Origin of the sequence: Staphylococcus borealis, assembly GCF_001224225.1 — a bacterium.
In the GTDB taxonomy this organism is placed as follows: Bacteria; Bacillota; Bacilli; order Staphylococcales; family Staphylococcaceae; genus Staphylococcus; species Staphylococcus borealis.
Window position 1 is genome coordinate 197,754 of record NZ_CUEE01000005.1, and the last position, 26,513, is coordinate 224,266.

Annotated in this window: 20 protein-coding genes and 1 pseudogene; 5 read left to right on the top strand and 16 right to left on the bottom strand. The window is 34.0% G+C overall.

What is annotated here, in order from left to right; genetic code table 11:
* Positions 1-2: 2 nt before the first annotated feature.
* The 4 genes from AK212_RS07965 to AK212_RS07980 form a co-directional block, all read right to left on the bottom strand.
* Positions 3-1,556 carry an ABC transporter substrate-binding protein gene (locus AK212_RS07965; protein ID WP_053030179.1) on the bottom strand — a complete coding sequence of 518 codons (1,554 nt, stop codon included), beginning with the start codon at positions 1,554-1,556 and terminating at the stop codon, positions 3-5.
* Positions 1,553-2,245, bottom strand: coding sequence for a class I SAM-dependent methyltransferase (locus AK212_RS07970; RefSeq protein ID WP_053030180.1), 693 nt, complete (start codon positions 2,243-2,245; stop codon positions 1,553-1,555). The genes AK212_RS07965 and AK212_RS07970 overlap by 4 nt, the downstream gene beginning before the upstream one ends.
* 169 nt (positions 2,246-2,414) lie before the next feature.
* A complete protein-coding gene (gene brnQ / locus AK212_RS07975) occupies positions 2,415-3,776 on the bottom strand; it encodes a branched-chain amino acid transport system II carrier protein (RefSeq protein WP_053030181.1) in 1,362 nt (453 codons plus the stop codon).
* A gap of 229 nt (positions 3,777-4,005) precedes the next feature.
* Positions 4,006-5,205, bottom strand: a complete 1,200-nt coding sequence (locus AK212_RS07980) for a GTP-binding protein (RefSeq protein ID WP_053030182.1) — start codon at positions 5,203-5,205, stop codon at positions 4,006-4,008.
* 258 nt (positions 5,206-5,463) lie between these two features.
* Here AK212_RS07980 and AK212_RS07985 point away from each other — a divergent pair, with 258 nt between their 5' ends.
* Genes AK212_RS07985 through mntC form a run of 3 tightly spaced genes read left to right on the top strand, consistent with a single transcriptional unit; the run spans position 5,464 to position 7,962 of the window.
* Entirely contained in the window at positions 5,464-6,207 is a 744-nt protein-coding gene (locus tag AK212_RS07985) for a metal ABC transporter ATP-binding protein (RefSeq protein ID WP_053030183.1), read from the top strand.
* A complete protein-coding gene (locus AK212_RS07990) occupies positions 6,200-7,036 on the top strand; it encodes a metal ABC transporter permease (protein ID WP_053030184.1) in 837 nt (278 codons plus the stop codon). Before AK212_RS07985 ends, AK212_RS07990 begins: the two co-directional genes overlap by 8 nt.
* A complete protein-coding gene (mntC, locus tag AK212_RS07995) occupies positions 7,033-7,962 on the top strand; it encodes a manganese ABC transporter substrate-binding lipoprotein MntC (protein ID WP_053030185.1) in 930 nt (309 codons plus the stop codon). Before AK212_RS07990 ends, mntC begins: the two co-directional genes overlap by 4 nt.
* A gap of 674 nt (positions 7,963-8,636) precedes the next feature.
* On the opposite strand, the gene AK212_RS08005 is transcribed toward mntC, so the two are convergent.
* The 6 genes and pseudogenes from AK212_RS08005 to AK212_RS08030 form a co-directional block, all read right to left on the bottom strand.
* Positions 8,637-10,532 carry a glycosyltransferase family 2 protein gene (locus AK212_RS08005; protein ID WP_053030187.1) on the bottom strand — a complete coding sequence of 632 codons (1,896 nt, stop codon included), beginning with the start codon at positions 10,530-10,532 and terminating at the stop codon, positions 8,637-8,639.
* A 16-nt stretch (positions 10,533-10,548) separates the two neighbouring features.
* Positions 10,549-11,616, bottom strand: coding sequence for an acyltransferase family protein (locus AK212_RS08010; protein ID WP_053030188.1), 1,068 nt, complete (start codon positions 11,614-11,616; stop codon positions 10,549-10,551).
* A 570-nt stretch (positions 11,617-12,186) separates the two neighbouring features.
* Positions 12,187-12,327 (bottom strand): annotated as a pseudogene (locus AK212_RS13645) (MepB family protein); the annotation flags it as partial.
* Positions 12,328-12,404: 77 nt separating this feature from the next.
* On the bottom strand, positions 12,405-13,259 hold the full coding sequence (locus AK212_RS08020) for a GIY-YIG nuclease family protein (RefSeq protein WP_053030190.1): 855 nt from the start codon (positions 13,257-13,259) through the stop codon (positions 12,405-12,407).
* Between the two features lie 153 nt (positions 13,260-13,412).
* Entirely contained in the window at positions 13,413-15,329 is a 1,917-nt protein-coding gene (gene thrS / locus AK212_RS08025) for a threonine--tRNA ligase (protein WP_053030191.1), read from the bottom strand.
* 372 nt (positions 15,330-15,701) lie between these two features.
* Positions 15,702-16,754: a PTS sugar transporter subunit IIC gene (locus AK212_RS08030; protein WP_053030192.1), complete on the bottom strand. Its 1,053-nt coding sequence runs from the start codon at positions 16,752-16,754 to the stop codon at positions 15,702-15,704.
* A 302-nt stretch (positions 16,755-17,056) separates the two neighbouring features.
* Here AK212_RS08030 and AK212_RS08035 point away from each other — a divergent pair, with 302 nt between their 5' ends.
* Positions 17,057-18,280: an ArgE/DapE family deacylase gene (locus AK212_RS08035; RefSeq protein ID WP_053030193.1), complete on the top strand. Its 1,224-nt coding sequence runs from the start codon at positions 17,057-17,059 to the stop codon at positions 18,278-18,280.
* Positions 18,281-18,588: 308 nt separating this feature from the next.
* Here the strand turns inward: AK212_RS08035 and AK212_RS08040 are convergent, their stop codons facing one another.
* The 3 genes from AK212_RS08040 to AK212_RS08045 form a co-directional block, all read right to left on the bottom strand.
* Complete coding sequence (locus AK212_RS08040; protein ID WP_053030194.1) at positions 18,589-19,929, bottom strand: trypsin-like peptidase domain-containing protein; 1,341 nt, start codon at positions 19,927-19,929, stop codon at positions 18,589-18,591.
* 308 nt (positions 19,930-20,237) lie between these two features.
* Positions 20,238-20,360: a hypothetical protein gene (locus AK212_RS13940; protein ID WP_256323751.1), complete on the bottom strand. Its 123-nt coding sequence runs from the start codon at positions 20,358-20,360 to the stop codon at positions 20,238-20,240.
* Between the two features lie 174 nt (positions 20,361-20,534).
* Positions 20,535-21,524, bottom strand: a complete 990-nt coding sequence (locus tag AK212_RS08045; RefSeq protein WP_053030195.1) for a metal ABC transporter solute-binding protein, Zn/Mn family — start codon at positions 21,522-21,524, stop codon at positions 20,535-20,537.
* 276 nt (positions 21,525-21,800) lie between these two features.
* Between AK212_RS08045 and AK212_RS08050 the strand changes: the two genes are divergently transcribed.
* The gene (locus AK212_RS08050) at positions 21,801-22,679 is read left to right on the top strand and encodes a CobW family GTP-binding protein (RefSeq protein ID WP_053030196.1); all 879 of its coding nucleotides are present in this window, start codon (positions 21,801-21,803) and stop codon (positions 22,677-22,679) included.
* A 67-nt stretch (positions 22,680-22,746) separates the two neighbouring features.
* Here the strand turns inward: AK212_RS08050 and AK212_RS08055 are convergent, their stop codons facing one another.
* The 3 genes from AK212_RS08055 to AK212_RS08065 form a co-directional block, all read right to left on the bottom strand.
* A complete protein-coding gene (locus AK212_RS08055) occupies positions 22,747-23,274 on the bottom strand; it encodes a DUF3267 domain-containing protein (protein WP_053030197.1) in 528 nt (175 codons plus the stop codon).
* A gap of 86 nt (positions 23,275-23,360) precedes the next feature.
* Positions 23,361-25,394 (bottom strand): Ig-like domain-containing protein, encoded by a 2,034-nt coding sequence (locus AK212_RS08060; protein ID WP_053030198.1) that lies wholly within the window; start codon positions 25,392-25,394, stop codon positions 23,361-23,363.
* A 30-nt stretch (positions 25,395-25,424) separates the two neighbouring features.
* Positions 25,425-26,513, bottom strand: a complete 1,089-nt coding sequence (locus tag AK212_RS08065; protein ID WP_053030199.1) for a zinc ribbon domain-containing protein — start codon at positions 26,511-26,513, stop codon at positions 25,425-25,427.

Here is a 26,513-nt window from a genome sequence, read left to right on the forward strand (position 1 = left end):
TGTTATTCATTAACTTTCAACGCTTTATAATCAATTGGTGCATCCGTAAGTCCAGAGAATTTGAATTGTTTTACTTTATCACTCACTACAAACGTCTCATTTGGATAAGCAATTGGCACACCATAGTATTGTTGATTAAAGTGTTTAAATATGTCATCAAACGAACGCTGTTGGTCTTCTTTTGATACGGTTGATGGGAAATCGTCTAGCTGTTTCGTTAATGTTTCATCATCAGCTAACACGCCTGGTTGACCATCATTATTTTTAAACACTGAACTCATAAAGTTGTAAGGCATTAGTGCATCTGAATATGTTCTATAGAAAATCAAATCATAGTCTTTTTTCGTCCATAATGTATCATAGTATGATTGTGAATCTAACGTTTTCACATTTAACTTAATACCGGCTTGTTTAAGCTGACGTTGCACTTTTTCTGCTTTATCTTTCCAACTTGGGAACTCTGCAGTTTGAATGACTAAGTTAAATGATAAAGGTTTGCCATTCTTTTCAAAGATGCCGTCATCGTTTTTATGATAGCCTTCTGATTTAAGTAACTTTTCAGCCGCTTTCATATCATAATCGTGTGGCTGTTGATTATCTTTAGTCACAAATTGTACGTTCTTCTGGAACAGACCATTTACAGATTTGCCCACAATGTCTTTCGCATCGATGCTCTTACTTATCGCTTCACGAATTGCGCGATGATTTAATACATCATTTTTAGGGTTAAATGCCATAAAGTGACTTACTGTGCTAGGTCTATCTTCAATCGTTAAGTTCTTATTTTTCTTATCTTGTTTGATTTGTTCATCTGAGAGCATACCTAAAGCACCACCAGAAATATCTACAGAACCACTTTGTACTGCAGAATTTCTTGAGTCCCCATCTTCAATCGTTTGGAATGCAAGATGATAATTGACTGGGTGACCGTTGTCGAAATATTTATTTGGCTTCATTGTCGTTTTTTCTTTACCAGTTTTATCAACAACAAATGCACCTGTCCCAATCGCTTTTTCAAATTTACCGTTTACTTTACCATCTTCTACTGAATGTGGACTCATAATACGCAACGGTCTCACTTGTGTTAATTCATTTAACACTTGATTTGATGGAGATTTCAATCTAATTTGGACCACGTGATCATTTTTAACAACGACCTTATCTAATTTTTTTAACGTTTCTACAGTCGTATCTTTATTCATCGCTTTCGCACGATCAATTGAGAATTTCACGGCCTTAGCATCTAATGCTGAACCATCTGAGAATTTAACGTTCTTTTTCAAATGGAATTCATAAACTTTCCCTGATTCATCAACGCGCCATTTATCTGCTAAACCTGCTTTAACGCCCTTATCTTTGTCGTATTTAACTAATGCATCATACACTGCACTATAAACGGGCATCGCTGCATCATAGCCTTGCGCGTCAAGTTTATCCGCCTTTGCTTCAGTAGGTAGCGATACCGTAACATCTTTATCTTCTTTTTGACCATTGCCACAACCCGCTAATAAGAGCGTAGCACTTGCTGCTACCGTCATTAATATACGTTTCTTCATTTCTCAGTACCTTCTTTCACTCTTGCTTTGATTAAAAATGATTCTTCATATAATGTTTGTAAATAATCATTTGGTGATAAATAAAAATCGCTATAATGTGTTAAATCAATCACGTCAGGTACAGGCTCTTTCATTACTGCAACTTCAAATCCTGCATTCACAAAGCTATCAACGATATGTTTTAGAGAGTGATTCTGAGACGGTGTGGCACCATATTGATTAATCGTGTCATCCATAAACTGACGACTCGGGTTATGAGTTAAATCCGCGAATGAAGCGTAATAAACGCCGCCTGGTTTCAATACCTCTTTTAAATCTTTCGCATGTTGCGGAATATCCTCTATTAAGTATAAGACAGACGTACTTACAGCCGTATCAAATATGTGCTTCGTTTCTTGTGGTTTATCTGTTAAATAGTATGTAAGTGGACGTTGTCCTTTTAATGTCTCTGCCTTTTCCAAAGATAAACGTGCTAAATCGATGCCAACACCTTCTTTAAACGGTGTTGTATCGTATAATTGTCGTAAAAATCCGCCTTGATTACATCCCACATCTAAAATCGTTTTCCCTTCGATGTCAGATGTATCAAGCATTTCTATCGTTCTCTCCCAAGCTTCTTGATGGTCTCGTGCCATATCATCATCTGATTCTTGACCTTTTTGCCACCAAACGTCATAAGTCTTAGTCATTTCATTCTCCTCGCTTACTTTAAATCGTAATAATTACGTTTTAAATAGTACTACACTATGTACATTTACACAATAAGAATTTTTTAAAGTCATGAATGAACGCAAAAAAATAAGCTATGGGCGCGGGACATTGATCGATGTCCCAGGCTCACAGCTTATAACTGCATATTTATTGTGTTTGTGTATGTCTACGAGAACGAATTGAATAAACGATTAGTCCTATAATAAATCCTAAAATTGCTGGAACGATCCAGCCCATACCAATTGTAAAGAATGGTAAATAGTGTTCGGCAAAGCCAATTAATGTTTGCGCGAATGATGTCTTCGCAAAGAATTCTGGACTTGCATTGATGCCGTCAAAGAATGCTGCAAACATAGTAAAGAACGTTGTAAATTTATAAACTATTGTCGAATGATTAAATAATGGGCTGACAAGTGTTAATAAAATAAGTGTAATCGCTAATGGATAGATAAACATAAGTACAGGTGTTGAATACATAATGATCTTAGTTAATCCGACATTCGCGAAGATACAGGCAAGTAGTGCGACACCTGTTGCCAACCAAAGGTAATTCATTTTCGGGAATAGTTCTGTGAATGTTTCTGAAAAGGCAGTTATTAAACCAATCGCCGTCTTCAAACATGCCACAATAATAATTAGCGATAAGATGATAATGCCATAATCTCCAAGATAGTGTTGCGCGATTTGAGCAAGTGCGATACCACCATTTTCACTCACTTTAAAATGGCCTAAACTCATCGTACCCATTAAAGCAAGTAACGTGTAAATCACGCCCATTCCTACGATACTTATAAATCCTGACTTAAACGTTTCTTTAGCAATCCCATTCGGATTGGTAATACCTAATTTCTTAATCGTTGTCACAATGATAATCCCGAATGCGAGTGATGCGAGTGCGTCTAGCGTATTATAGCCGTCAATAAAGCCTTTCAATAAGACACTATTACTATAGTTTGCACTTATTGGCGCATGACTAACACCACCCATAGGTTTAATAAACGCTAAGACAACTACGATACCTAGCAATACTAGAAATACTGGATTTAAGAATTTGCCTATGTAATCTAAAATTTTAGATGGCTTCCTAGAGAAAAACCATGCTATTAGAAAGAATAAAATACTGAATATCGGTAACACTAACTTTCCAGTGCTTGCCGAAATAAATGGTGAAAATGCAATTTCATACGATGTTGTTGCAAGTCTTGGTAACGCAAAAAACGGTCCAATTACTAAATATAGGGCAATTGTAAATGCATATGCATAGCCTTTACTCACTCTAGATGAAATATCGAAAACGCCATTCGTTTTAGAGATACCAATGGCTACGATACCTAGGAAAGGTAACCCAATCGCTGTAATTAAGAATCCTAAATTAGCAAGCCAAACATTGGCACCTGCTGTTTGTCCAAGATGAATAGGAAAGATTAAATTTCCTGCACCAAAGAATAAACCAAACAACATCGAACCAATAAATATATTTTCTTTGATTGAAAGTTTCTGTTTCATCATGTGTTACATCTCTCCTATTATGTGTTTACTAGCTATTATACATAAATTTAACATCTATTTGTTCAAAATATTCAATAAATTTAAATCGTCACTATATTCACTGGATGATTCCATAAAAAAACACCTCGTAATGGGCGTTTTGATTATTTCACGCAATCTACGAGGTGTTATCGTCCATCCTAAGCCACGTTGTCTTTCAAACATTAACAACTGGAACGATGGTATGATATTAAGCTTTTCGAATTTGCCATTGATATGGATCTTCTAATTGATTCCAATCACTACCAATTTCATCGCTATTTACTAAGCATTGATCTAATTCCTTTACAATTTGTTCTTGATCTAATTCTGTACCGATAATTACAAATTGTGTATTTCTGTCACCATATTCGATATCCCAACTTTCGGCAACATCTGGTCGTTGATTAAGAATTTGTTCTCGTTGTTCTGGCGACATTGCAGCTACCCAATACGTTACCGGACTAATATTACAAGATGAACCTGCTTGAGATAATAAGCATGCAACTTGATTATATTGTGCTAACCAAACAATCCCTTTTGCACGAACAATGTTATTAGGCATTTGTTCTAACCAATCATTGAAACGTTTCGCGTGAAACGGTAAACGTCTTGAATAGACAAATGATCCAATCCCATACTCTTCTGTCTCAGGTGTATGTTCAGCGTGACCACCTTCAGTTAATTCTTTTATCCAACCTGCAGAATTACTTGCTTGTTCAAAATCAAAGCGACCTGTATTTAACACGTCATTGATATCCACTTCGGCATTTGTCGTTTTGATTAATTTAGCATCCGGTTGTAATTTTCTTAAGATGTTTTCTAATTTTGTTAATTCCGCTTCGGTAACTAAATCCGTCTTATTGATCACTAACACATCACAGAATTCGACTTGATCAATGAGTAAATCGGTAATTGAGCGTTCATCTGTTTGGTCCGCACCTTGATCACGATCGACAAGTAAATCTTCAGAATTAATGTCATTAATAAATCGGTTCGCATCTACAACAGTTACCATCGTATCTAGTCGACAAATAGAAGTTAAATCAATACCTAATGCGTCGTCAATATAAGAGAAGGTTTGTGCAACAGGTACCGGTTCAGATATCCCTGTAGATTCAATCACAATATAATCAATATTTCCTTTTTCTACTAGACGCTCAACTTCTTGCAATAAATCATCTCTTAACGTACAGCAAATACAACCATTAGATAATTCGACTAATTTTTCATCTGTTCGAGATAACCCGCCCCCATCAGCAACTAAGTCTTTATCAATATTTACCTCACTCATATCATTCACAATAACCGCAATTCGACGGCCTTCACGATTATTTAAAATGTGGTTAAGTAATGTTGTCTTACCTGATCCAAGATAACCACTCAATACCGTTACAGGTATCTTGCCCATAAAATCATACCTTTCTTTTTATAAATCGTAATTATTACGTTTTATATTTTACATTTAAATTTTTAATTGTCAATCAAACTAATGATGATCAAATGTAGCCATATCAATGATTAACGCTCACTCTAGAACTTATTTACCGAAATGAATTGATACTATTTCCACACTTTTATTGACTATCTCGACTTGACACGCTCTGTTTTCGGAAGTTATTATGAAATAAATTAGGTTAACCTAAACTTTTATTTAGGAGGTAGTTTTTTGATAGAAATTAACAACATGAATTTGCATTTAAATCATAAACATGTGCTAAAAGATATTTCTTTAAAGATTCCAATATCAGGGGAAATCATTGGCATCATGGGGCCCAACGGTGCGGGTAAGTCTTCATTGCTAAAAAGCTTGATCGGAACGTTTAACGCTAGTGGCGAGATGTATTTATATGGCAAATCCATACATAAACAATTGCAATACATTACATACATTCCTCAAAAAGCGCAATTAGACTTAGACTTCCCAATCAATGTTGAGAAAGTCATTCTATCTGGCTGCTATCAAACCATTGGCTGGTTCAAACGTGTTGATCATGCGTCTAAAACAAAATTTCAAAAACTATTAAGAGACTTAGATTTAGAAGCGTTGCAATACAAACAAATTTCCGAGCTCAGTGGCGGTCAATTGCAACGTGTTCTTGTAGCAAGAGCATTGATGTCTGATAGTACAGTTTATTTATTAGACGAACCGTTTGTAGGCATCGATTTTAATAGTGAGCAACTTATTATGGAGAAACTTCGTCAATTAAAAGCGCAAGGTAAGCTTATTCTTATCGTGCACCATGATTTATCTAAAGCAGAAGACTATTTCGATCGTATTCTTTTACTGAATCGTACAGTTAGGTTCTTCGGTCCTAGTCATCAAGCAATGCAACCCCAATATCTCAATCGCACATTTTTATTTAATGTGACTTCTACGTTTAATGAAGGGAGTGACACAGCAAATGACTGATTTCATTCAACATTTATTTGATTATCAGTTCTTAAATCGCGCTTTAATTACATCTATTATAGTAGGCGTGGTTTGTGGGACTGTCGGAAGTTTAATCATCCTTCGAGGATTATCGTTGATGGGAGATGCGATGAGTCATGCCGTTTTACCTGGTGTGGCGTTGTCATTCTTATTCAATATTCCGATGTTCATCGGCGCATTAGTCACTGGCATGATTGCAAGTTTATTAATTGGTTACATTTCTAATAATAGTAAAACAAAGCCAGATGCAGCGATTGGCATCAGTTTCACTGCATTTCTCGCAACGGGTGTCATCATTATTAGTCTGATAAACAGCACGACAGATTTACATCATATTTTATTTGGTAACTTACTCGCGATTACCCGACAAACATTTTGGACAACCCTTATTATTGGTGCCATCGTGATGTTACTGATTGTCATATTGTATCGACCATTAATGATTTCAACGTTTGATCCAACATTCAGTCGCGTAAGTGGGTTGAATACAACAGTCATTCATTATTTTGTAATGCTCTTACTCGCCTTAGTCACCGTTGCTAGTATTCAAACTGTTGGCATTATCCTAGTCGTCGCATTACTTGTTACACCGGCATCGACTGCCTTTTTAATCACAAAGAATCTTTATTCAATGATGATTGTAGCAAGTTTGATTGGCGTAGTAAGTTCGATTGTCGGATTGTACTTTAGCTTTATTTACAATCTTCCAAGCGGGGCAACGATTGTCATTGCAACATTTAGTATATATATCTTGACCCTTCTCTTTTCAAAATTAAAAACAAAGTATAGAGGTGTACACACAACATGAAAAAATTTATTCCATTACTTATTGCATTGATTCTAGTTCTAGCAGCGTGTAGTTCAAATTCTAGTGATCAACATTCTAAAAATCATGACAAATTGAAGGTTGTCACAACCAATTCCATTATTTATGACATGGTCAAACAAGTCGGTGGTGACAAAGTAGACGTTCATAGTATCGTTCCTGTAGGACAAGACCCACATGAATACGAAGTGAAACCGAAAGATATTAAACAACTTACTGATGCAGATGTTATCTTCTACAATGGTTTCAATTTAGAATCTGGTAACGGGTGGTTTGAAAAAGCTTTAGAACAAGCAGGCAAATCTACAGATGATAAGTCAGTCTTCGCGGTGTCTAAAGGCGTTAAGCCTATCTATTTAAATGGTGAAACAGGTAACAAGGACAAGATTGATCCACATGCATGGTTAAGTTTGGATAATGGTATTCAATACGTTAAGAATATTCAAGAACAACTTGTGAAAGCAGATGCCTCACATAAAGCAGACTATCATAAACAAGGTGATGCTTATCTTGCCGAACTTGAAAAGTTAAACAAAGACAGTAAAGATAAATTCAATGATATTCCAAAACAAGAACGTGCTATGATTACAAGTGAAGGTGCCTTCAAATACTTCTCAAAAGCCTTTGATATCAAGCCAGGCTATATTTGGGAAATCAATACTGAGAAACAAGGTACACCGTCACAAATGAAACAAGCTATCAAGTTTGTTAAAGACAATCACATCAAACATTTATTAGTTGAAACAAGTGTAGATAAAAAATCTATGAATAGCTTATCTGAGGAAACTGGTAAGCAGATTTACGGAGAAGTCTTTACCGATTCAATCGGAGAAAAAGGCTCTAAAGGTGATTCATATTATAAAATGATGAAACACAATATCGAAACAATCCATGGAAGCATGGAATAGACTTAATTAAAAACAGCGCATTTAAGAAATTAAATTAATATATTATTATCATCCTCCTATTAAAATAGCCAGTAAATGAATTTTTAGGAATTCATTTACTGGCTTATTATTTTTGATATGCTTAGTTAACATCTAGATCCTAACGAAATTCTTAGATGAACATTTACTCATTCTGTTGTGATGCTTGCCTAGGGGGATGGGTTGTAAAGAAATTCTTAGATGAATATTTACTCAATTTGTTGCGACGCTTTCTTGCGGGAAAGGCTCGTGCCTGTAGTCACTCGACACTTTCTTTTCCGCCAAGAGTCGCGCAAAAATATTCGTCATTCATCTCTAGAATTTCTTACTTAAGTGCTTTAGCACTTAAGTTCAATAAAAATCCTACTCCCTCAGGCGTCACACAACGTCATTCGTAGTTCATCTTTAGAATTTCTTACATAAGTGCGCTATCACTTATGTTCATTAATAACCAACAGAGGAGTCTCCACAACTCTGTTTCGTAATCTATCTTAGAACTATTTACGTAAGTGTGTGAGCACTTACGTTCATCAACCCTAGCTTGCTTTGCTTGTAGATTTTCTTGTTGAAAATCTCTTTGCTGGGGCCCCGCACACAACGTCATTTGTAATCCATCTTTAGGACTAATGAATCCTAAGTCATAAATAAATGTCGTATTATTTGATTATCTCAATAAAATCCTTATTTGCTGTTAAGAATAGCCCTTCTTGTGTTACGAGTCTTGGTGTTGCGTTCTTAGTATAAATAATGTCTTTAATAGTCAGTACATCATCTTTTTTAAGTTTACCTACTATATTATCTTTGAAATTACGTGAGTCATACAGTTTACAAGCTTTTATAATTTTCACAGTTTCAGGCACCTTAGTAATATACTGTTCTAAACCTGCTGTGTTAATCAAGGTAATAAAGTCTTTATTCGCTGTTATAACACTATCATCTTTTAATATCAGACGCGGTGTACCATTCGATGTATATCGAACATCTGACACTTCTACTCTAGCACCGGCTTCTAAACTATCGATTTGTTCATTAAAAGATAAGTCTTTGTATACTTTAATTTTTTTCAAGGTCATCATAGGATTCATGACTTTAGTGAAATATTTATGTGCTATATCAGTTGATTGTTGCGCTTGGTTTTCGTTTTCTTTATGAATGAATTCAACTTTAAAACTCTGACGTTTCATTTTATAGACATCATTGAAACTAGGATATGAGGCATATACTAGTGATTGTCCTGATTCACCGTACTTCACATTAAAATTAACATCGATGTGGCTATCTAACTTTTTAAATTCATCATGTGCAATATAAAGTCTATTGTCATTAAATTGGTACGCCACTTCATATTCATTAAATGCATTGTTGATTTCAACCATACTCACCGAACTAATGCTGATATCGTCTGGTTTCATGACGTGAATGACTTCATATTTCTTATCTTCTACCATTTGCGTTCCTTCGTAGACTGGATAGCAATCAACAGCAGTTGGTTGAATCATGTCGTATGGATGAACGAAATCTCTGAAGACCATGCCGTCTTGAATGATATAACGCCATTGGTTATATACGACATCTTTCGTAAATTGAATAAATACCGATTCATCTGCATGATGGTATAACGTATAAATCTGCTTAAATACTGGATTCGTAATCAAAGTGTTGATATCAATACCATGCGCATTTAATGTTTGTTCGACTTTATCAAATACAGCATAAAATGCCTGTTTATCCATAGATTTAATAAATGTCTTCGTACGAAGGAATCTCGAGATAAAGTCTACTTCGACCATTCTTGATAAAGCCATATGTTTAAGTTGTGTAGGCATGTCCATTCGACATGTTCTATCTAGAATCGCTAAATTCAAGCTTGCTTTATCTAACATTGATGTTTGTTGTACTAACGATTTGTTTTCATCATAGCGATTCACGTGATACATAGGTTTTGTGGACATTGTAATCTTTTCCACTTTAGAAAATAGTTGGAAGAAAAATAATTTATCTTCACCATATTTCATATGCTCAAATTCAATATGATTTTCCATAACTAAGCTTCGTTTAAATACTTTTCCTGGTGGTCCTACTGCTCTAAAGAGTTTACTAATATCTTGCGGTTTTAAATGAGACGCGTCTTTATAGCTAGTGAAAAAGGAATGATATGCCACGTTTTTTGACGTATGTTTGTAACTTTGACCCAGGCCAAAATCAGCATCATCTGCATTCACTTTCTCAATCACTTGTGGGAAGCCGTCCTTATCCAACCAATCATCCGCATCAAGTAACGTAATATACTTACCTTGTGCTTCTCTCATTCCAATATTTCTAGGTTCAGAAGGACTGCCTGTATTTTCAGGTAATTGAATTAACTTTATAAAGTCATATTCCTTTTCATATGCCTTGATAATATCAACCGATTGATCTGTTGAACAATCATCTACAAATATTGCTTCAATCATGCTTTTGTCTATCTTTAAATCAATTAATGACTCTATACACTTTTTTAAAAAATGTTCTTTATTATATACAGATACAATAATTGAAACTACTTTAGCCATCATTATCCCCCATTTTTTAATCAACTAAATTTTGTTTATAACTTTGATAGTACGTTTCATATTTCATCTTCCCTATGCCACCAACAATATACTTACCAAATTTACTTAAGTTCATAACGTAGGCGATACATATTGAGAATGTCACAGTTAACGTAAACGTAAATAATATGTTTAATAACGGATGATCATGTAGTGCTCCTAATCGATGCACGAAGAAGTAATGAATTAAATAAATTGAAAATGAATAATTACTTATGAAAATAATAAATCTTGGAACATACTTGAAATAAGATGCAATTAAAAAGAATAGTAAAATGACAAATGTCACATAAATAGGTGTATCAAAGCGTTTAGAATCAACTAAAGTTAAAATGCCAAACAAGTAATTAAAAATGACAAATATGGTAACGATGATTGTCCCACTCACAATATGGACTGTATATTTTTGAATGTTACTCATTAATTTTTCATAGTGATAACCCATATAGAAACCTAATAGGAAGTAACTCAACCAGCCAACAAAGATCATCCAACCTTCTCTTTGCCATAACCAATTAAAATAAATTGATTCTGGTGCGGGAATGAAATTTCTCATAGCCCAAAATAAAGAAGTAATAATCAGTGAATAAATAATTAATTTGATGGGATTAAGTTTGACCAAATATTTAGCAAATAATACATGTAATAAATAAAACTGAAAAATGATTACAATAAAATAAGTTAATGTTCCACCACGAAACATCATAAAGACTACAGAATCCATGTAATCTCCGAAATTCTTAGGATGTCCATAAACATAAGCAAGTCCTAAATTAATGATGATATACGGAATACCTAACGTTAGTAACTTTTGCTTAAAGAAGCCATCTTTAACTTTCGTTTTATACTGCTTAGCTAGCAAGAATTCTGAAATAAAAACAAACATCGGTGTTGCGTATAACAATAACAATTGAAAGATTCTTAACAAGTAGCCTTCATTTGGCATATCGAATTTATAAAAAGTCGTTGTTATTGTATGTATCATGACAACACTTAAACAGGCGATTGTCCTCATCCAGAAAATAATCGATGTATAAACCCTCATTTGTATTCTCCCTTTTTCATACTAAACTACGATTGTTTTATGTTTGAATTCTCAAAAAAAACGCAATCAACACTTATTATACAATAGTAATTTATATAACTTCAAAAAAATATAAATCAAATCGTTTTAAACATACAATCAATGAAAAAATCAAAAAAATAGCACGCTAACTCAATAGCATGCTGTCAATCAAAGATATTTATCTTTTCAGTTTTTTTATAATGATACAAATTCCGAAGATCAGTAAAACATATTGGAATACGTTGCCTATTACTTGGACAACAATATAGAAAGGAATGATAAAAAGCAATGTTCCAAAAATGATAGAGAAAAATAATATGACAAAAGACAAGTCCTCAGACACATCTTGTCTTAATTTGTTTCTCAACAATAATCTAATTAAATCACTTACGAAAAACACGCACTTCCATATACAATACATAAACACAGCCAGTAAAAATATGGAATAAGGTACGACGACTAACATTTGAATAAATGCAATGATACCATCCATGTATTCTCTCCATTTATTTATAATATTTTTGTTACTGCAAAATGTAGCTTGGGTACTTATTCATACGTTATCTCATTAAAATATGCACACTGCCATGCTTGTGTCTTAGTTGCTGTTTTATTTAATTCTGTCTCCCATGGTGGATACACTCTTAATGCCATTTTCCCTATAAACGTATCACTTTTTAAAATACCTTTCTAGCAAATGATATGATTGCATTGTTTCAATGGGTTTCATATACAAACTCCTTTTTTAATGTGTTATGTCTTAAAATTTAATTATGATTCATACCATGCTTTTTCGTATCCAATACTGTTTTCCAATAATTCTCTCTTTCAATTATTGTATTGGTCTTTGTCTTTGTATCAAATATTTCTAGGATAGCGTATTGAAAGTGCTGAATAATATATTCTCTACCCTTTTCATTTAAAATAGTTAGAAATTCTTTATTGCCACCGGTTAAATTATTTAAATGTGCATAGTTCGACCATCGTTGCCAAATCCCATCAGTATTGCCTGACGCTGATCCTATATAGAGTTGTCCCGTTTCTAAATCAGTAATAACATAAACGCCTTTAACATGACTTAATGCATCTTTCCAACTTGGTTCATTTCTATCTATAATCTGCTGTAATTCTTTATGCTTTAAACAAACATGTTGATAACCTTTAAAATGTCCTAATTTAACATTTGGTGCTATTTCATAAACTTCTGGATTTAATTGTTCCTGCACAGTTGAATAGAGGCGATTATATACATCTCTACCAATCGGTTTCTGTATTTTGATAATAAGTCTTTTTCGGTATGCTTTATAGTTATCAAGTAATGTTAGTTTATACCCAACTTGATTAAATACTTCTGGATTGATCTTTTCGACCTTATAAATACCGCCAAAGACAAAATATTCTGGTCCATATGGATAATATTGAGCTAAGGCTATTAAATAATCGGCCTTATTGAGATTATTATTATTTTGTCTAGTCTTCCATGCGTTCATAACTATCCAATCTTCACTATCTTCTAACAAAAAGTCCCATGCACGCTTATTAATATCTCCAGCATTCATATTGAATTTAATTTTAGTTTTACTTACATTTGGTGTCTGTATAAAATCTGTTAGCTTAATCATCTTTATAACCCTTAATAATTTAGTATTTTTATTATTTTAATACATTATATAATTATTCTACAATTCACATATTTATATTTAATATTTAGAACCTAAAAAAGCCTATCAAAGTGTTCATACTCTGATAGGCTTGGTTGAGTTCAGATTATATCATTAAACTAATAAGGCTTTGCTTTCAATTTCATGTTTTAATTTTTCAACGAATGTTTGAATACCCATTGTTTCGTTATCGTGATGTGCGTACTTTCTTGATGACACAGTTTGATGTTGTTGTTCATCGTCACCTAATACTAATGTGTATGGAATTTTATTCATTTGGCTTTCTCTAATTTTCTTGCCTAACTTTTCATCTCGGTCGTCTATAGCGACGCGAATATTCTCGTTTCTTAATGTGTCTGCCACTTTACGGACGTAGTCATCATTATTATCTGATACGCCGATTAAATTCACTTGTACAGGTGCCATCCATAATGGGAATGCACCTTTGAAGTGTTCTATCAAGATACCGAAGAAGCGGTCTAAAGAGCCGAAGACTGCTCTGTGTAATACAACTGGACGTTCTTTCTCATTCTGTTCATTGATATAAGTTAAATCAAATTTTTCTGGCATTTGGAAGTCTAATTGTACTGTTGCACATTGGTGACTACGATTTAATGCATCTTTAATGTGTACGTCAATTTTAGGACCATAGAAGGCACCATCGCCTTCATTAATTGAATATGCCAAACCAAGGTCATCCAACACATGTGCCAATGACTGTTCCGCTTCATTCCACAAATCAATTTCACCTAGATAATCATCTGGTCGTGTTGATAGTTCAATACTATAGTCAAAGCCAAAGACTGAATAGATATAGTCAATTAACTTCAGAATTTCTTGTACTTCTGATTTGATTTGAGATTTCATAATAAAGATATGCGCATCATCTTGGCAGAACGTTCTCACGCGTAGTAAACCATTCAACGCACCACTAAATTCATGACGATGTACTTGCCCGAATTCAGCAATTCGAAGCGGTAAGTCTTTATAAGATCTTAATTCATTTTTGAAAATTAACATATGTCCCGGGCAATTCATTGGTTTCAATGCATAATCATTTTCATCTACTTTAGTGAAGTACATGTTTTCATGATAATGATCCCAGTGTCCTGACTCTTCCCAAAGTCGTTTATTCATCATTAATGGTGTTCTTACTTCATCGTAATCATGTTTCAATTGCACTTCTCTTAAGAAACTTTCCATTTGATTTCGAATAAATTGACCATTTGAAAGATAGAATGGCATACCTGGTGCTTCTTCAGAGAACATAAATAATTTTAATTGTTTCCCTAAACGTCTATGATTGCGTTCATCTGCTTCTCTTAAAAACTCAAAATAGTCATCAAGTTGATCTTTAGAACTAAATGCTACACCATAAATACGTTGCAACATTTTGTTGTCACTATCGCCACGCCAGTATGCACCAGACACTTTTGTTAACTTGAAATGATTTACAAATTTAGTACTTGGTACATGTGGACCAACACATAAATCTATAAATTCTCCTTGTTGATACAGTGAAAGCTGATCATCTTTATGTTCTTCAATCAATTCCAGTTTGTAAGGATTATCTTTAAAAATGTTTTTAGCTTCTGCATAGCTTAAATCTTGTCGTACAAATTTTAAATTCTCACTATGAATTTTCTTCATTTCTTTTTCAATTTTATTTAAGTCTGCTTCACTAATCGATTCATCTAAATCAATATCATAGTAAAAGCCATTTTCAATGACAGGACCAATTGTTAATTTTACGTCAGGATATAAACGAGTAAGTGCTTGTGCTAAGACATGTGCCGCAGAATGTCGCATCACATTTAAACCTTCTTGATCTTTAAGAGTGTAGAATGTGAGTTCACAATCCGCTTGGAGAGGATGGGTCAAATCAACTAAACGGTCATTCACACGGCAAACGACCGCTTCTTTATATAAAGATTGGCTAATAGATTGCGCTACCTCTTTAGCTAGAACACCTGCTTGATACGCTTTTTCACTTCCATCTGGAAATTGAATATGAATTTGTTGATTAGACATGATACATCTCTCCTTAAACATTTATATAAAATAAAAAAACCCGTCCCTACAAAAGGGACGAGTCTTGAATACCCGTGGTTCCACCCAACATTCCATCTCATTCAAGAGATGGCACTTTAGTCATACTTTAACGCGTATGAAACGTTACATGTTTCCATGTAATGTATATAAAGGTAGTAAACTTTATTTTAAATTTAGGAATATCTCAGCACTTATTCCCTCTCTGTGAATTGACCATAAAGTTCTTGTCCTTAAATTCAGTATTAATTTTTAATAATCATATACCTATCTTAAATGTTAGTCAAATGCGTATCAAAATATTAAATTACCTACATGAGTTATCTTTTTGACAATTTATGTTTAATATTTGGCTTAAACTTTATATTTAAAGATATTAGGATCATAGAGTTTTAATACTTTTGTAAATAAATAATGGAAAAACAGTGCAGAAATTAACGGCACAATGATGTACGTAATGGCGATAATCAATAAGCCACTCGTTGTACCCATATCTAATAAATTTAATGATTTAATAGGTCCTACAAGACCAATCAATCCGAAACCTGCTGAATCTGGCGTACCTTTAATATTTAACAAGCCACCAACAAAACCTGAAACACCTGCTGTACAAATAATTGGTACCATCATCATTGGATGGCGAATTAGCGTCGGCATCATTAATTTCACTGCGCCAAGTAATACTGTAATCGGAACACCTGGTTTATTCACACGCCAGCTACCAACCGCAAGCATTATTGCACTTGCTGAAACACCCACTGCAGCCGAACCAGCGGCTAATCCTGAGATTCCAATTGCCAAACCTATACCGATAGATGATATCGGAGACACGATTAAGATAGAGAATATCATTGCAATCAATACCGTCATGATAATAGGTTGTGTATTCGTTAAACCATTGATAACATCTCCTAATCCTAATGTAATCAATTTAGTATATGGCAAGATCAATAATCCAAGTAATCCAGCCACCGCACCACCAACGATAGGCAACACAATCATATTTAAACTACCCAGTTTATTGCCAATTAATAAAATAATGCCTACCGCAATGGAAGCAGTAATCATCGTATTAATTAAATCACCTATGCCAACAATGACCCACTTGTTATCTACAAATGTCGATGCACCAGACCCCACAAAAGCAGCTGCCCCTGTTACGGCGGTTTGTAATTGTGTTAAGCCAAATTGTGCCGCAATCAATATACCTGTCAAAATTGGAATTGAATATTGAATACCTTGCGTTACAAAGGCGATTTTCGTAAATATATCATTATACTGACCTAAGTATTTGCTTAACTCCCCTAAAATTGCGTTTGGAATCATACCTACTACAATTGCTAAAGCAACACCATTTAATACATTAAATATAAATGTTCTAGGTGTTATCATTTCTCTCTCACCCATAATTCTTATCCCTCATAAAACTTTCTCTTTTTCTAAATTTTAATCTTGATTTTAAAGTATCGAACAAATAAATCAATCACATTATTTTAAATCATATAAAAATAAATATGTAACATTCATCATTTGTTCACAACTTCGATAGTATATTACATTAACTATTACGAATGTAACCCTTTTTTGATAACTATATCATTTAACATGCAATTTTATAAAATATATTAGGATGAATATTCATTATTATGTTTATAAATTACACTTTATGTATACATAATACTAATATTAAATTTAAGGTTGGGATACATATGTGGAGTTTTAAAGAAGAAGATAAAATTGAGTTACTAGAAGATATTATTGAAATTCAGTCAGAAAATGATCACGAAATAGACGTTTGTCGTTATTTACAAAACGTATTAGCACGCTACGAAATACCATCTAAAATATTAAAAGTGAGCGAGACTAGAGCAAATTTAGTCGCTGAAATCGGTAGTGGTTCTCCGATATTAGCAATGAGTGGTCATATGGATGTTGTTGATGCCGGAAATCATGAGAAATGGACTTACCCACCATTTAAACTCACTGAACAAGACGGCAAATTATATGGACGTGGTACAACAGATATGAAAGGCGCCTTGATGGGAATGGTGATTGCACTGATTGAATTAAAAATGTCTGACGCACTACCAAAGGGAACCATCCGTTTGCTGGCGACGACTGGAGAGGAAAAAGAACAGGCAGGTGCCAAATTATTTGCGAAAGCAGGTTATTTAGATGATCTTGATGGCTTAATCATCGGGGAACCAACAGATAACGGTGTCTTCTATGCACATAAAGGGTCTATGGCATGTAAAGTGACGGCCACAGGTGTCGCTGCCCACAGTTCAATGCCATTTCTAGGAGACAACGCAATTAACACACTTGTACAATTTATCAATCAGTTAAATTCAAAGTATGCGGATATTAAAAAGCATGACCTGCATCATGCGTTGGATGTCGCACCTATGGTAAATAAATTTATGAAAGGCACATTAAGTGAGGAAGCGGAAAATTTTGCATCTGGCTTTACCATGCTCGGTTCAGTTATCAAAGGTGGTAAACAATTCAACTCTGTACCTGAAGAAGCCTCAATTGAATACAATGTACGGCCTGTACCTGAGTATAATAATGACTTTGTTAAAACATTATTCCAGCAAACGATTGACGAAGTAAATCGCGATGCATTGTCATTTGAAGTTGTAAGTGACCATCGTCCTGTAACAAGTGATAAAGACAGCACCTTAATCAAAGTGATTACAGACGTTGCACCACATTATGTGAATAAGGACGACGTCTTTGTCGCAGCATTTATAGGTACTACGGATGCATCTAGTCTTCTAGGTGATAATCCAAATAATGTGGATCTTGCTATTGTTGGTCCAGGAATTACGATTATGGCCCATCAAGTCGATGAATATATTGAAAAAGAGATGTACCTTAAATACATCGATATCTACAAAGAGGTGGCCGTGAAGTACTTGGGTGAAAAGTAAATTAATATTTAACATGCGACGTAGTATAGACATTGATTGTCATATGATCAGTGTCTATACTACGTCATTTTAGTGATGTATTTAAGTAAAATCCAATGTTGAGGTTAGGCTTACCTGTTAGTGACCGCAGTCTAACTTCCTTGTAATGAATGACACTCTTTCATTAAAATATCCCTAAAACAATCCATATTCGTTTGAATCACAACTCTCCTTCAGGCTATGACGCATAACTTCAAGTAACTATAAAAAGAGCAGGATATTGACTAGCTTTAACTTCTGTCATCCCGCTCACTGTCGCAATCAGATTGTTACACAATATTATCAATAATTTCTTTGCGTAATTTGCCTCTGATTTCTGCCATCGTATTTAAATTATATTTTTTATAATCTCCTGAGTTTAATCGGAAAGCATGAATACCAATCACTTCATTCTTACTATTCAAGACTGCCCCACCAGAAGAACCTGGTTCTGCCATCATTTGATAATAGCCAATCGGGTTCACATTACGTGCAGTCATCGTGTATTTCCCTTTTGAATGATACATTGTGCCGGCAGGATCATTTTTATATTTACCAGTCGGCTTACCATAGTGGTACATATGAATAGGTGTGTTTGCTTTCATAGCTTTAATCGAACTTTCTGATGCAATCTTTCTTATCTTCATATACTTTGAAATATCTTCATACGTATACACTAGAGAAACATCACCATATTGCAGCATTTGAACACCAAAGACTTCAAGTGTACGCACAATTTTAGATCCCTCTTGTAATATGTTGATACGCATATTTTGTGGTTGTGACGGTGTTAAAGGTTTATGCGCACTTTGATCATTAACAACATGATTCGCAGTTAGAATCGTATGCTTTCCAATTGCTGTACCAGTGCCATATGTTAATTGTTTTGCTTTTGGATTCCAGTTATATACCGTTGCGATATTGGCATCTTTCGCTTTAGCGTGCTCAATGGTTACGCCTTTGTTGCCCGATTTCTTCATTATTTTTAGTGCGTCATCAATGCCGGATTCTTTCGTCGTTTGACCGAAATCACGTACATTATCACCGCCTGGCACATTTGATGGCCAACGCTTAGGCGCTTGATTATAGTAATTCTTTTTCGCCGTTGATGATGCTTTTTTAGACGCTTTGACTGTTGTTTGCGCACTTGGTTTCGCAGCTTTAGTCTTACTTACAACTGCCACTTTCGTAATTGGTTTACTTTTCGTTTTGGTAGTTTGTGCTAATAACTGTGGCTTCGCAGATTGTGTACGCGTTACTTTTGATGCATTTTGTGGTTTTTTATTTGTTGAGACAACTTTTTTGTTAACCTTAGTTGGTTGCTTTTGTTTTGAAACGTTTTGCGATGAAGGTTGTACTTTAGTACTTTTTGGTATCACATGTGTTGAAGTAATATGTGCTCGTTTAGAAGGTGCCATTGTCTTTTGTAACGAAGCTTGATTGCGATTTGTTACCTTAGACGGCGTTTGTACCTTAGTCTGAGCTACTACAACTTTATCTTTAGATACATTTACTGACTTGTTTTGTTGTTTAACGACAGGTTGTTGAGATGTTTGTTGTACATCTAATTTATCACTTATAGTAGAAGCATGCGCTTCATTAAATTGAAAATGAAAAGATAAACACATCATTATCAGAAAGACTACTAATATAAGTGAATATCTCTTTAATGCTACCCCTTTGTTCACTATACTCATCCCTACTTTCATCATGTTTCAAATTAATAAATTTTTGCTTTAACTTATTATATACCTTAATTAATGTACACTACAATATTCATTTTTATAGTTTTTTAACTTTTAATAAATATTAAATTTATATAATATTGAATTGTCATCACTTTAATTTATAACAATTCATTCACACGTTCATAAATATACAAAAAGACAGCTAGTAGAATTTAATCTGCTAGCTGCCTATTTTTAATAAATATTAATGACTATTTAGATTTACTATCTTTTTGTTTTCTTTTTTGCAAATAAACGCCAAATACAGGTGCCATTCCGACTATTATAAAGAATAGCGTATAAAACATAACATGAACCAATGTACTTGAAGACATTTGCAATGACCTCCTCTAATACTACATTTCATTATCACCATAACATTAATTTCTGCCTAATTCTATCTATTATCCATAGGGAAGTGAGACTTACCTCTACTTATAAAGAAGACCTCATGACGCTTGTCATGAGATCTATACACGAAGGTCTGTCATCTTGTATTTTAAATCGTATTATTCATTTTTAAGGGCTTTTTCAATTGCTTTAACGTTCTCTTTCATAAATGATTGATACGTATTTTTGTCGTCATCTTGTTGTTTCGTATGTGAGCCCATATTGTAGAATTTGATTGTTTCTGCATCTGTTTCTTTTCTCACTGTCTCTGCAACTTTGTTCAATACATTTTCTTCAGCTAAGATATATTTGACTTTATCTTCTTTAATTTGTTTAACAATGTTTGTTAAATCTTTTTGGCTAGGTTCTTCAGCATTCATATTTTGAATACCTTCTTGTTTGAAATTGTATCTATCTGCTAAGTAACCGATAGAATCATGTGAGATATAAACTGTTTTACCTTCATTACCTTTAACTGCTTGTTTCATATCTTTATCGATGCCTTTTAAGTCTTTAACTAATTTTTTATAGTTATCTTCATAGTAATCTTTATGTTCACTATCTTTCTTAACTAATTCATCTTTAATTTCTTTAGCAAATTTTTGGCTAATGACAGGATCTAACCAAATATGTGGGTCATATTTACCATGGTGATGATGTTCGTGCTCTTCGCCATGGTCATGGTCATGTTCTTCACCATGTTCATGCTCATGTTCGTGTTCTTCACCTTTTAATAAGTCACTATTTTTGTCTAATGCTGCTTCTAAAGATAATGTTTTATCTTTGTCATTAATTGCTTTGGCAATTTTCTTAGCTACAGGGTCTAAATTGTCACCTGTGTATACGAATAAATCTGATTTACCGATATCAACCATTTGTTTTTGACTTGGGTCATATGTATGTGGGTCTACTCCGTTTGGATAAACTGATTCAACATCAACATATTTACCACCGATTTGTTGTGCAAATGATTTTAATGGATAAACTGTCGTCTTAACTTCTAATTTACCTTTATGATCAGATGACTTTTCACTATCGCCTTTGCCACATGCTGCAAGTGATAACGTTAAAACAGCCACGAATAATAAAATAATACTCTTCTTAAACATGTACACATCTCCTAAATCAAAATCGTTACGTTTTATTATTCACATTAAATGGTGTAATTGTCAATGCTAATTTTTAAAATCTTAAAACTCTGACAATAGAAATAGGTTTAATCTATCTTTATCTATACATTTTATTTTGAAAATGATTATATGTTTCGATATACTTTTCAAATAGTAATTATTACGATTTAAAAATTGAATCTATTTCCTGTATCATAATCGTTATTTAAAATCATGAATGACATCACTCGTCTCATTCATAGTTAGGAGTTTATTATGGAGATTATTATTGTTGGGGGTTTCTTAGGCAGTGGCAAGACAACGACATTAAATCATCTGATTACAGACGCCTTGAATCATAACTTAAAAACCGCATTAATTATAAATGAATTCGGAAAAATGAGCGTCGATAGTCAACTCATCCATCCCGCTATCCCTATAAGCGAAATTGTGGAAGGCTGCATATGCTGCGCTATGAAGTCTGACGTATCTCAACAACTACACGAATTATATTTAGCACACCAACCAGATCTAGTATTCATTGAATGCAGTGGTGTGGCAGAACCATTGGCTGTTGTCGATGCCTGTTTGACACCTGTCTTAGCACCAATCACTACAATAAGAAGCATGCTTGGTATTATTGATGCGAATCTATATGCGCAATTGGAAACATACCCTAGAGATATTCAAGCGTTATTCTATGAACAGTTAAGTCATTGTTCTACATTATTTGTGAATAAGATTGATATCGCTGATGTCGAACAGATTGCTCATCTATTAAGACATCTGGAGGTTATTAATGGAGAGGCAAATATACAAGTAGGACAATGGGGCAAATTATCTTTAAATACATTGTTAAACGTGAAACATTTAGATGTTAAACAAAGTGGTACACTACATCACGCAATCAATCATCAGTTGATAGAACCACCTCTCTCACAAACGAAAGCAGCGTTAATTGAAAGATTAACCAAACTCCCACAACAAGTTTACCGTGTGAAAGGATTTGTTCGTTTTACAGATCATGAATTGATACATCTAGTTCAGTATGCTGAAGGAGAGATGGAATTAACACCCGTCCAATTTAAATCAGACGTCCCTTTATATTTGGTAGTCATTGGCAAGCAGTTAGATGATATAGAGTTGGTATTATAAAACTAAAAGCACCCAACAGGTCATTTAATGTTGGATGCTTTTAAAAAATTTATTAAACATATCTTAATTATGAATGGATAATAATGCCTTTATCCGTTGTTTCAATGGTTGCATCTTTCGGAGCTTTAATCATTTTCCAAACCCAATAGAAATCACCAGCGCAACATCCTGCATGAAATGTGGCAAAGAAGAAAAAGAGCCCCCGTGGAAACCACCCTAAAAATAACGTCACTATAAATAGCATTGTGATAATGACAAACGGTGCGATACTACTAATTAAAAATGTGAGCGGTGTAAACGTCCCGCCTGGTATCGCACAATAAATCATACCGTTAGCTGCACCGAAGTAGACTTTATTCTTAGGAGAAAATAGTTTGAAACATACGCCGTGAATACACTCATGAATAACAAACATTAGTACAATAAGAATAATCACGAATAATGCATTAACTAACAAAGAATCAAAAAATTTAGGTGCATCCGAAAACTTCATAATAATATAAAAAATGATACCAAAAACGACAAAGCTAATATAAGAATATATAGCTAGCTTATTCGCCAATTGTTTATCTTCTAACAAATTAATTTCTTCCAAAGATAGCGCCCCTTTTGAAAGTTTAGTTACTACAATCGTAATATGTTTTCGTGAAGTTCACAATGCATCGTTGTTTCATTTTTGATTTATTTTACTTTTAACTTTAAAGAAGCACTCTTATTATTCGCTTTATCTTTGGCATACATAACGAGTGTTGTTCCTTTTTTCTGTGGTCTTATATTAATCGTATATGTTCCCTTAGCATTAACTGTCGCGCTTCCCAATTTGGTAGAGCCTTTATAAATATAAATGATTGATCCTTTTTCACCTTTACCAGAAATCGTTCTTGGCGCCATCTTGCTGACTGTTGGCTTTTTAGGTGCTGTCTTATCTAACACTGTTATTGTTATGATTTTACTTTTATTTTTATATTTATTAACTGTGTAAAGTTGAATTTTGCTATTCGCCAATTGTTTAGGTATTTTCATAAAATATTTGCCATCTACTACTGGCGCTTGCCCTATCTTTTTACCATTCACATAAGCATACATCGTCATTCCTGAAGTGGCTTTGCCTCTTATTTCCGTTGAAAAGTCTGCAACAGGATCTGCTGAAAATGATTGTACATTCTCTGTTCTTTCAACTTTAAATTGACCATTTAGTTCATTGTTAGCGAACACAGGATTATATCTCATTTCATTACCATATTTATCAGCAGCTAATATTTGATCTATGTTCACAACACCTGTCTTAATATAATCCGGAAGTTTAAACTGGAATTTAACTTGCCAGTTACCATTGTCCAGTAGCGTCAATGTTCTTGTAGAATGTGTAAACTGCATTGGAATGTATTGGTGTGTTCCTCTTTCATAACCATATGGTTCAACTGTAGACATATCCGCACTTGCAAACATCAAATCACTTTCCTCTTCAATCTCAGCCGTAAGCGTCACAATATCATTAGGATTATACACTTTCTTATCTAAGCTCATGTTCACCACTTTCGGATCATCATAGTCTGCTTTACGTGTTGATGAAGCATCAAAAGCTGAACCATCATAACCACCTAACGGATCTGCTGTACTATCATTGATTACTTTAATTACAATATGATTGAAGTTACTTTCAGAGTTACTATCATAATTATCATTCCAACAATTGATATCTAAATCAAATGCCTCATCCACCATTTTATCTGGTAACTTAATTTCGATTAATGATTCCCAGTTACCATTGGGTTTCTTGTAGAATCGAGTTGTACGTCCTATGTAAGCTGTTCTATCAAAATAATAAGGCGGGTCCATTCCATTCCAACCACCTAATCGATGAGAAAAAAGTTTAGCTTCATTGTAGATTGGTTTAACAAAATCTTTATTATGTTCCGTATATATTCTTACTGTTTCGCCCGGTTTATATGTTACTTTATCTGTTTCAATTCCTAATATACCTTGATACGTAGTATCGTCATGTCCATATTTGTAAGTGCTATTTCCCTTTATATATCGTTCATCATTATATTTTTTAATTCTTCTAATTTCTTTTTCTTGATCACTTGTAACATTAGATGAGACTGTATATTTTCTATTCACTTTAATTTGTGGTGTCGTCGCTTTTGGTGCAATAGTGTTGGGAAGTGTTTTGTTCGAATGACTACTATATTTAACTGCTGTGTTTACATGTTTAGTACTATTTGATGTGCTATGTGTTTGTTCTTTCCTAACTACTTTTTTGTCATTTATTTCCTTAGTAGGTGCAGTTGATACCTTTGTTGATTGTGTATGACTCGTACTTCTTTGGATATTTGACGTGTTAGCTTGTGGTGCGTCACTTTTAGGAATGACTGATTGTTTCAAAGTCCCTGCGTCTGACTGAGTTAATGATTTATTTTGTTTTTGTTGTGCAGTGTTTACATTGGTATATGTTTGTTGCTTATTTTCAACATTATTTAGACTGCCAGTAGTCTTATTAACGTTATTTTGAACTTTACCATTCCATTGATTTTGTTGAACGGTTTCTGTTGGCGTCGATTGTTGATTGTTTATTTTACGCTCAGCCGCAAAAGCTTTCTGCTGATTATCACCTAGAGTATGTGTAAGTATGCCTACCGCAATCATGCCTTGACAAGCAATGACTGTCTTAATTGTCGTTTTGACAAATCGTTTTTGAATATTTTCTTTCATCTACCTATCCCCTTAATTTTTTATATTGTCCTAATAATCCCATTCTCCACCATGCCATTCAGAGGTGCTACCATCACTTTTTTCTACGATGATTGCACGATGGGCTTTATCTTCATTTTCTTTACCATAATTAACTCTATAACTGAATTCACCTTCATCGACTGAGTGTATCCAATCACTACTATCTAACACATCATTCGCAATGGCTCTTGCTTCACTTGTACTTGATACTTCATCACTATCGCTATCATCTGAATTATTACTTGGTAATTGATCGACATTCTCTATAGCTAATACCATGCCATCTTTAATTGTTACTAAGACGCTAAAATCATTATCTTTGTAAGTATCATAGATGAGCGTATTGCCTTCTCTATCGTCAGGTTCACCGTAATGTTCAATGTAGTCGTCTTCCGTTATATTACTTGGTGTGATAATGACTTGGCTCACATCATCGTGTTCATCATATAAAACAGCTATATCTCCATACTTTTCATATGTACTACCTTGTAAATAGACTGTGCCATTCGATTGTCCGTATTTCGTTTCAACACCTGAGCGACTCATACCGTTGTATATTTCTGCATAGCCGTCTTTAGAAGGTGCTTTCGTATAGGCTTGGTCAAATGCATCACTAAAAATATCAATTTGCGCTCCTTCAGAACTACTATCTGAAGTATTTGAACTTTGACTTTGTGTCGTATCATCAGAACTGTTATGACCAGTAAATTGATGATAAGCAAAATAAAGACCATATACGAGTAAACCTAAAATAACGACTGCAAGTATGGCTAATAACACGCTTCCAAACCCAGAACGCTTATGTTGGCTATTATCTTGATAATGATATGCGTATCGATCATTTACTTCTCTATTTCTGGCAATTCTATTGTGATTACTGTATTGGTTATTTGGTTGATGGCTATGTTGATTACTTGATTGATTGTCATGTTGGTTGTTCGGTTGATCACTTTGTTGATTGTCATGCTGGTTGTTTGGTTGATCACTTTGTTGATTGCTTTGTTGATTGCTTTGAGCATCATGTAGCTTAGTCCCACAGTTATTACAAAATGATTGATTGTCATTGATTTTGTGTCCACAATTTGTACAGTATCTCAT

Coding starts and splice junctions, on each gene's coding strand:
- thrS (WP_053030191.1), bottom strand. CDS start 15,329: ATGTCTAATCAACAAATTCATATTCAATTTCCAGATGGAAGTGAAAAA.
- AK212_RS13940 (WP_256323751.1), bottom strand. CDS start 20,360: ATGTCTTCAAGTACATTGGTTCATGTTATGTTTTATACGCTATTCTTT.
- AK212_RS08030 (WP_053030192.1), bottom strand. CDS start 16,754: ATGGGTGAGAGAGAAATGATAACACCTAGAACATTTATATTTAATGTA.
- AK212_RS08045 (WP_053030195.1), bottom strand. CDS start 21,524: ATGTTTAAGAAGAGTATTATTTTATTATTCGTGGCTGTTTTAACGTTA.
- AK212_RS08020 (WP_053030190.1), bottom strand. CDS start 13,259: ATGATTAAGCTAACAGATTTTATACAGACACCAAATGTAAGTAAAACT.
- AK212_RS08050 (WP_053030196.1), top strand. CDS start 21,801: ATGGAGATTATTATTGTTGGGGGTTTCTTAGGCAGTGGCAAGACAACG.
- AK212_RS08060 (WP_053030198.1), bottom strand. CDS start 25,394: ATGAAAGAAAATATTCAAAAACGATTTGTCAAAACGACAATTAAGACA.
- AK212_RS07965 (WP_053030179.1), bottom strand. CDS start 1,556: ATGAAGAAACGTATATTAATGACGGTAGCAGCAAGTGCTACGCTCTTA.
- AK212_RS08065 (WP_053030199.1), bottom strand. CDS start 26,513: ATGAGATACTGTACAAATTGTGGACACAAAATCAATGACAATCAATCA.
- AK212_RS07980 (WP_053030182.1), bottom strand. CDS start 5,205: ATGGGCAAGATACCTGTAACGGTATTGAGTGGTTATCTTGGATCAGGT.
- AK212_RS08010 (WP_053030188.1), bottom strand. CDS start 11,616: ATGAGGGTTTATACATCGATTATTTTCTGGATGAGGACAATCGCCTGT.
- AK212_RS08035 (WP_053030193.1), top strand. CDS start 17,057: ATGTGGAGTTTTAAAGAAGAAGATAAAATTGAGTTACTAGAAGATATT.
- AK212_RS08040 (WP_053030194.1), bottom strand. CDS start 19,929: ATGATGTGTTTATCTTTTCATTTTCAATTTAATGAAGCGCATGCTTCT.
- mntC (WP_053030185.1), top strand. CDS start 7,033: ATGAAAAAATTTATTCCATTACTTATTGCATTGATTCTAGTTCTAGCA.
- brnQ (WP_053030181.1), bottom strand. CDS start 3,776: ATGATGAAACAGAAACTTTCAATCAAAGAAAATATATTTATTGGTTCG.
- AK212_RS08005 (WP_053030187.1), bottom strand. CDS start 10,532: ATGGCTAAAGTAGTTTCAATTATTGTATCTGTATATAATAAAGAACAT.
- AK212_RS07990 (WP_053030184.1), top strand. CDS start 6,200: ATGACTGATTTCATTCAACATTTATTTGATTATCAGTTCTTAAATCGC.
- AK212_RS07970 (WP_053030180.1), bottom strand. CDS start 2,245: ATGACTAAGACTTATGACGTTTGGTGGCAAAAAGGTCAAGAATCAGAT.